General features: G+C 68.3%; 8 protein-coding genes. 4 read left to right on the forward strand and 4 right to left on the reverse strand.

Annotated features, from left to right (window positions below; all coding sequences use genetic code 11):
- Positions 1 to 142: 142 nt before the first annotated feature.
- On the reverse strand, positions 143 to 931 hold the full coding sequence (locus ACFYXB_RS29650; RefSeq protein ID WP_351352766.1) for a hypothetical protein: 789 nt from the start codon (positions 929 to 931) through the stop codon (positions 143 to 145).
- Positions 932 to 1,083: 152 nt separating this feature from the next.
- Here ACFYXB_RS29650 and ACFYXB_RS29655 point away from each other — a divergent pair, with 152 nt between their 5' ends.
- The 3 genes from ACFYXB_RS29655 to ACFYXB_RS29665 all read left to right on the forward strand — a co-directional run bounded on the left by ACFYXB_RS29655 (position 1,084) and on the right by ACFYXB_RS29665 (position 3,436).
- On the forward strand, positions 1,084 to 1,881 hold the full coding sequence (locus ACFYXB_RS29655) for an ABC transporter ATP-binding protein (RefSeq protein WP_389587512.1): 798 nt from the start codon (positions 1,084 to 1,086) through the stop codon (positions 1,879 to 1,881).
- 50 nt (positions 1,882 to 1,931) lie between these two features.
- Positions 1,932 to 2,363 carry an NfeD family protein gene (locus ACFYXB_RS29660; RefSeq protein WP_389587514.1) on the forward strand — a complete coding sequence of 144 codons (432 nt, stop codon included), beginning with the start codon at positions 1,932 to 1,934 and terminating at the stop codon, positions 2,361 to 2,363.
- 131 nt (positions 2,364 to 2,494) lie between these two features.
- Positions 2,495 to 3,436 (forward strand): SPFH domain-containing protein, encoded by a 942-nt coding sequence (locus ACFYXB_RS29665; RefSeq protein WP_388496443.1) that lies wholly within the window; start codon positions 2,495 to 2,497, stop codon positions 3,434 to 3,436.
- A 120-nt stretch (positions 3,437 to 3,556) separates the two neighbouring features.
- On the opposite strand, the gene ACFYXB_RS29670 is transcribed toward ACFYXB_RS29665, so the two are convergent.
- The 3 genes from ACFYXB_RS29670 to ACFYXB_RS29680 all read right to left on the reverse strand — a co-directional run bounded on the left by ACFYXB_RS29670 (position 3,557) and on the right by ACFYXB_RS29680 (position 5,593).
- Complete coding sequence (locus ACFYXB_RS29670; protein WP_388496441.1) at positions 3,557 to 4,063, reverse strand: HNH endonuclease; 507 nt, start codon at positions 4,061 to 4,063, stop codon at positions 3,557 to 3,559.
- A 167-nt stretch (positions 4,064 to 4,230) separates the two neighbouring features.
- Positions 4,231 to 4,770: a YbhB/YbcL family Raf kinase inhibitor-like protein gene (locus ACFYXB_RS29675; protein ID WP_351352751.1), complete on the reverse strand. Its 540-nt coding sequence runs from the start codon at positions 4,768 to 4,770 to the stop codon at positions 4,231 to 4,233.
- 40 nt (positions 4,771 to 4,810) lie between these two features.
- Positions 4,811 to 5,593 carry a sporulation protein gene (locus ACFYXB_RS29680; RefSeq protein ID WP_351352749.1) on the reverse strand — a complete coding sequence of 261 codons (783 nt, stop codon included), beginning with the start codon at positions 5,591 to 5,593 and terminating at the stop codon, positions 4,811 to 4,813.
- A 151-nt stretch (positions 5,594 to 5,744) separates the two neighbouring features.
- Here ACFYXB_RS29680 and ACFYXB_RS29685 point away from each other — a divergent pair, with 151 nt between their 5' ends.
- Positions 5,745 to 6,386, forward strand: a complete 642-nt coding sequence (locus ACFYXB_RS29685; RefSeq protein ID WP_389587517.1) for a DNA-3-methyladenine glycosylase — start codon at positions 5,745 to 5,747, stop codon at positions 6,384 to 6,386.
- Positions 6,387 to 6,765: the final 379 nt, after the last annotated feature.

Genomic DNA, 6,765 nt, shown 5'->3' on the forward strand with positions numbered 1-6,765 from the left:
ACCCCCCCACCCGCCCCCCCACCCCGACCGGGGGCCGGGGCGCGCGTGGCTGCCGCGGGCCTCTGGGGGGGGGGGGGCCCGGCCCCCCCCCCCCCCCCCCCCACCCGCCCGCATCAACACCGGCCACCCGTCGAACCCCGGCTCACCGCACCCCCCGCTCCCGCTCCTCCACAACGGAGTTGTACGCCGCGACGAGCGCCCGCCGAGCCGTCCGCTCCACCGGCCGCAGCGCGGCCCCCCGCGCCGCCATCTCCGACGCGCTCACCGCCCCGCCGTGCCCGTTCTCGTACGCCAGCGAGACCAGCAGCCCCACTCGCTGCGCAAGCTCAAGGACCCGCACCGCCCGCGGCGGATACCCCGGCGCCAGCGCCTCCCGCCCCCTCTCGGCCCGCGCCCGGTACGCATCGATGGCCGCCTCGGCCACCGGCCCCGACCCGGCGACGTCCAGCCGCGACAGCACCTCCGTCGCCTCCCGCAGCGCCTCCGCCAACTCCCGCTCGGCCTCACCCAGCGACGGCACGTCGGCCGGCGGCGCCTCCCGCACCGGCAGACAGTGCCAGACCACCTCGACATGCACATCACCGTCGGGCCCGGCCTCGTACACCTCGGGCACCAGGCCGAACGCGGCGCCGTAACAGACCACTGCCTCCTCGGCGTCCAGCGCCCGCGCGTTGAACTCCGGCGGCCCGCTCAGCCCCAGCGGATGCCCTGGCGCGGGCAGTGCCACCCGCAGCCCGGTCACCCCGAGCGTCCGCAGTCGCCCGAGCGCGAGCGTGAGCCCGACCGGTGCCGACTCACCAGGCAGCCCCTCCATCCGGTGCACCGCGTCGTCGCCGACGATGGCGTGCACGGCGTCGTCCGGTGAGACAAGTCCGGCCAAAAGGGCATTTCCCCATGCGGCGAGGCGTCCTGAACGCGGTTCCGAGAGCATGCCCACAGCCTAAGGACCGGACCGATGGAATGGACGGCGGCACCGGTGGCGTAGATTTCGTTGGGGCTGCGCCCACTGGCGCGGCGCACTGAGCCACAGGTGAACGCGACAGCGCCGAGACCGGCCACACTGCAAGGGGAGACAACGCGCTCATGAGCGATGTTCTGGAGCTTCAGGACGTATCCGTGATCCGTGAGGGCCGCGCTCTGGTGGACCAGGTCTCCTGGTCGGTCAAGGAGGGCGAGCGCTGGATCATCCTCGGTCCCAACGGCGCCGGCAAGACGACTCTCCTCAACGTCGCGTCCAGCTACCTCTACCCCAGCAAGGGCACCGCCACCATCCTCGGTGAGACCCTCGGCAAGCCCGGCACCGACGTCTTCGAACTGCGCCCGCGCATCGGTGTGGCCGGCATCGCCCTCGCCGAGAAGCTCCCCAAGCGCCAGACAGTCTTCGAGACCGTCCTGACAGCGGCGTACGGTATGACCGCCCACTGGCAGGAGGACTACGAGCAGGTCGACGAGGAGCGCGCCCGCGCCTTCCTCGACCGCCTCGGGATGAGCGACTACCTGGACCGCAAGTTCGGCACTCTCTCCGAGGGCGAGCGCAAGCGCACTCTCATCGCTCGCGCCCTGATGACCGACCCCGAACTGCTCCTCCTCGACGAGCCCGCCGCCGGCCTCGACCTCGGCGGCCGCGAGGACCTGGTCCGCCGCCTCGGCCGCCTCGCCCGCGACCCGATCGCCCCCTCCATGATCATGGTCACCCACCACGTGGAGGAGATCGCCCCCGGCTTCACCCACGTCCTCATGATCCGCCAGGGCAAGGTCCTCGCCGCCGGCCCCCTGGAGCTCGAACTCACCTCCCGCAACCTCTCCCGCTGCTTCGGCCTCCCGCTCGTCGTCGAGCAGGTCGGCGAGCGCTGGACGGCCCAGGGCCTGCCCCTGTCCTGACCCCGTATGCGCCCTGTCCCGGGCACGATCCGCGGCCCTACGATGACCATGTGAACGACATCGACGCATGGGTGTGGTGGCTCGTCGGCGCGGCAGCGCTCGGAATCCCGCTCGTGGTGACCGCGATGCCGGAATTCGGTATGTTCGCGGTCGGCGCCGTGGTGGCCGCGGGCGTCGCGGGCCTCGGCTTCGACATCGTGGTCCAGGTACTCGCCTTCGTCGTCGTCTCGGTCGCCCTCATCGCCGTCATACGGCCCATCGCGGCCCGGCACAGCAAGCAACGCCCCCAATTCCGCACGGGCGTTGAGGCGTTGAAGGGCAGACAAGCCGTCGTCCTGGAACGCGTCGACGGCAAGGGCGGGCGCGTCAAGCTCGCCGGTGAGGTCTGGTCCGCACGCGCACTCGACACCGGCCGCTCCTACGAAGCGGGCGAGGAGGTCGACGTCGTGGACATCGAGGGGGCCACCGCGATCGTGATGTGACCTCGCACGACTCAACTGAACCGAACACCCCACGAGTTGTACGAGCGTCTGTCAGACTCGACCAGCAAGATCTTCAACAGACATTAGATCTGCCGAAAGCGCCGCGGCGGAGAGGGGTACGGGGAGCCACGATGGAACCGGTCATCATCGTCTTGGTCATCCTGGTGGTGTTGGTCTTCATCGCCCTGATCAAGACCATCCAGGTCATCCCACAGGCCAGCGCCGCCATCGTCGAGCGCTTCGGCCGCTACACGCGGACACTCAACGCGGGCCTCAACATCGTGGTCCCGTTCATAGACACCATCCGCAACCGCATCGACCTGCGCGAACAGGTCGTACCGTTCCCGCCCCAGCCGGTGATCACCCAGGACAACCTGGTCGTGAACATCGACACTGTCATCTACTACCAGGTGACGGACGCCCGCGCGGCCACCTACGAAGTCGCCAGCTACATCCAGGCGATCGAGCAGCTGACGGTCACCACGCTCCGCAACATCATCGGCGGCATGGACCTCGAGCGCACGCTCACCTCCCGCGAGGAGATCAACGCGGCCCTGCGCGGCGTCCTCGACGAGGCCACCGGCAAGTGGGGCATCCGCGTCAACCGCGTAGAGCTGAAGGCGATCGAACCGCCCACCTCCATCCAGGACTCGATGGAGAAGCAGATGCGCGCCGACCGTGACAAGCGCGCCGCGATCCTCACCGCGGAAGGCACGCGGCAGGCCGCTATCCTCACCGCCGAAGGCGAGAAGCAGTCCCAGATCCTGCGTGCCGAAGGTGAGGCCAAGGCCGCCGCCCTGCGCGCCGAGGGCGAAGCCCAGGCCGTCCGTACGGTCTTCGAGGCCATCCACGCCGGCGACGCCGACCAGAAGCTCCTCTCCTACCAGTACCTCCAGATGCTCCCGAAGATCGCCGAAGGCGACGCCAACAAGCTCTGGATCGTCCCCAGCGAAATCGGCGACGCCCTGAAGGGCCTCTCCGGCGCCATGGGCAACTTCGGCCCGCTCGCAGGAGGTTCGGGAGGCAACGGCTCAACAGACGCGGACCGCCGAGAGAAGCCCCAGATCGACTGAGGTCATTGATTGACTCCGCTAACCCCCGCGCCCCTTTTCGGAGGCGCGGGGAACTGCGCGATCAACCACAAACAACCCGCAGCCGACGAACAACTTCAAGCGCAACGGCGATCAGTCACGTCACGCAGCTTCCCGAGCCAACCAAGAAGGCAGTGCGGCAAATTCATCTGCCCCCAGCGACAGCAACATCGCATCGGCAGGCGAAGGCTCGAACGGCTCCCGAAGCAACGGCATCCCCGCCTGCTCAGGCGTCCTGTCGGCCTTGCGGTGATTGTCCTCCGCACACGACGCCACCGTGTTCAGCCAGGAGTCCGCACCGCCCTGCGCCCTCGGCACCACGTGGTCCACGGTCGTTGCCCGGCGCCCGCAGTACGCGCACCTGTGCCGGTCCCGGACCAGCACACCCCGCCTCGACCACGGCGCTCGTCTTCGGAACGGCACCCGTACATACCTGCACAGCCTGATCACCCGGGGCGCGGGTATGTCCACATCGGCGCCCCGCATACGCAGTTCGGGGTGGGCCTGCTCGACGACGGCCTTGTCCTGGAGGACCAGGACAACGGCTCGGTTCAGCGTCACCGTCGACAGCGGCTCGAAGCTCGCGTTCAGCACCAGCGTGTCCCGCATCCAGCCCACCTCCCGTGTGCACCTGCCCACCCCCCGGCGGGCTTGGATCAACTCTGGACGGGCGCGCCGAGATGGACAACGCAATAAAAAATGCCCGCCCCCGATCACTTCCAAGACCAGAGGCGGGCAAACGTTCAATGAACGCTCCACTGCGTCAGCGCACGGCGTCAGCCCTCGGCGGGGTTCTCGTACTCACCGATGAGCTGGGCGCGCGCGGTCGCGTGGAACCGCAGGTTGAAGCCGACAACGGCCGGAGAGGCGTCGGAGTCGGGACCGAGCTTCTCCTGGTCCACCGCGTACACCGTGAACACGTACCGGTGCGGCCCGTCCCCGGGCGGCGGGGCGGCCCCGCCGAAGTCCTTCGTCCCATAGTCGTTGCGCGCCTGTACGGCACCCTCGGGCAGCCCCTCGAACTTGCCGCTGCCCGCGCCGGCCGGCAGCTCCGTCACCGAGGCGGGGATGTCGAACAGGACCCAGTGCCAGAACCCGCTGCCCGTCGGGGCGTCCGGGTCGTAGCAGGTCACGGCGAAGCTCTTGGTCTCGGCCGGGAAGCCCTCCCACCGCAGCTGCGGCGAGGTGTTGCCGGCCGCGTAGACCTGAGCGTCCTTGAGCGTCGCACCCTCCTCGATGTCCTCGCTCGTCACCGTGAACGACGGGACGGACGGATGGAAGTCATGGGGGAGCGGCCGCCGCTTGAGCTCGGTCACCTCGGTACCTCCTGATCGGTTCCTTCAGTAGACCCCGAGCCTAGAACCAGTTGCGCCTGCTGCCGACCTCGGACAGCCACTGGTTGAGGTACGCCGCCCAATCGGTCCCGTGGAAGTCGTGGTGACCCACCTGGAACGACCGGAACGTGTCACTGCCCTCGCTGAACAGCCCCGGCTTCTTGTCCATTTCGAGGATGACGTCCATGGCGTGCTCGTCGGCCACGAAACTCAGCTCCACCTGGTGCAGACCGCGGTACTGCGACGGCGGGAAGAACTCGATCTCCTGGTAGAACGGCAGCCGCTGCCGCGTGCCCCGGATGTGACCCCGCTCCATGTCGGCGTTCTTGAAGCGAAAGCCAAGCTGGATGAACGCGTCCAGGATCGCCTTCTGCGCCGGCAGCGGGTGCACGTTGATCGGGTCGAGGTCACCGGAGTCGATGGCACGGGCGATCTCGAGCTCGGTGGTCACACCGATGTGCATGCCGCGCAGTGCCTGACCGTCGATCATCGTGATCGGCGTCTCCCAGGGGATCTCGAGCCCGAACGGCACGGCGTGCACGGCCCCGGCCTGCAGCTCGAAGGCCCCACCGAGCCGCACCTTGGTGAACTCGATGTTCTGCTTGTACTCCTCGTCGCCGCTCTCCACCTCGACCCGCGCCTGCAGGCCCACGGACAGCCCCTCGATGGCCTGGTTCACGGACCCGCCCTGGATCCGCACCTCACCCTGGACAACGCCACCCGGAACGACGTTGTCCTCGGTCAGCACCGTCTCGACCGAAGCCCCGCCGGCCCCCAGACTCGCGAGCAGCTTCTTGAACGCCATGACACTCCCTCTACCTATGGACCTCTGCGTACGGACCCTTGATCCGTACAAACGCGATCCGGGCACGACCGGTTCCGCGGCACACCCTGGCAACCGGGGGAACCTTTGACCACCCCTTGGCACAAACCCGTCTGGACTACGCTCGTACGCCATGATCGCGCTCCCGGACCGTACGCCACTCCCCAGAGAGTTCTTCGACCGCCCCGTACTGGAGGTGGCCCCCGACCTCCTGGGCCGCATCCTCGTGCGGTCCACGCCGGACGGTCCGATCGCGGTGCGCCTCACAGAGGTGGAGGCGTACGACGGCCCGAACGACCCCGGCTCGCACGCCTATCGCGGTCGCACACCCCGCACCGAAGTGATGTTCGGTCCGCCCGGACACGTGTACGTCTACTTCACCTACGGCATGTGGCACTGCATGAACCTCGTCTGCGGTCCCGACGGCACGGCGAGCGCTGTCCTGCTGCGTGCCGGCGAGGTCGTCGAGGGCGTCGAGCTCGCGCGTAAACGTCGAATCTCGGCCCGAAATGACAAGGAACTGGCCAAAGGGCCCGCACGTCTGGCCACGGCACTGGACGTGGGCCGTGCCCTCGACGGCACGGACGCGTGTGCGGCCGGCGAGACACCGCTGAGGATGCTGACGGGTGCCCCGATCGCCCGCGACCAGGTACGCAACGGCCCGCGCACGGGTGTGTCCGGCGACGGAGGAGTCCACCCGTGGCGTTTCTGGGTCGCGGGCGACCCGACGGTGAGCCCGTATAGGGCCCATGTCCCAAGGCGCCGCTCAGGTTGACGCGTCCCTGGAAGGTGCGTAACGTAGCCCAAGCCGCTTGAACCGGGTACGGCGATGCCTGCAGCCGGAAGCGGCCAACCCACTACCTACGATCTCCCTCAGCGGGAGCGAATTCGGTGTGTCCGCACGCCTGAATTCGAACTCGCGGAACTCGATTATGAGTCTCACTGGGAATCGGCTAACGTAGTGAATGTCGAAAGGCCGACGGGCGGAAGTCCAATGCCGTAGACAATCCCGCCGACCGGGAATCAGACGCCGAAAGGGTCTGATAGAGTCGGAAACAGCGAAGGGAAGCGCCCGGAGGAAAGCCCGAGAGGGTGAGTACGAAGGAAGCGTCCGTTCCTTGAGAACTCAACAGCGTGCCAAAAGTCAACGCCAG

The sequence above is a fragment of the Streptomyces sp. NPDC002619 genome, from assembly GCF_042889305.1.
Lineage (GTDB): Bacteria > Actinomycetota > Actinomycetes > Streptomycetales > Streptomycetaceae > Streptomyces.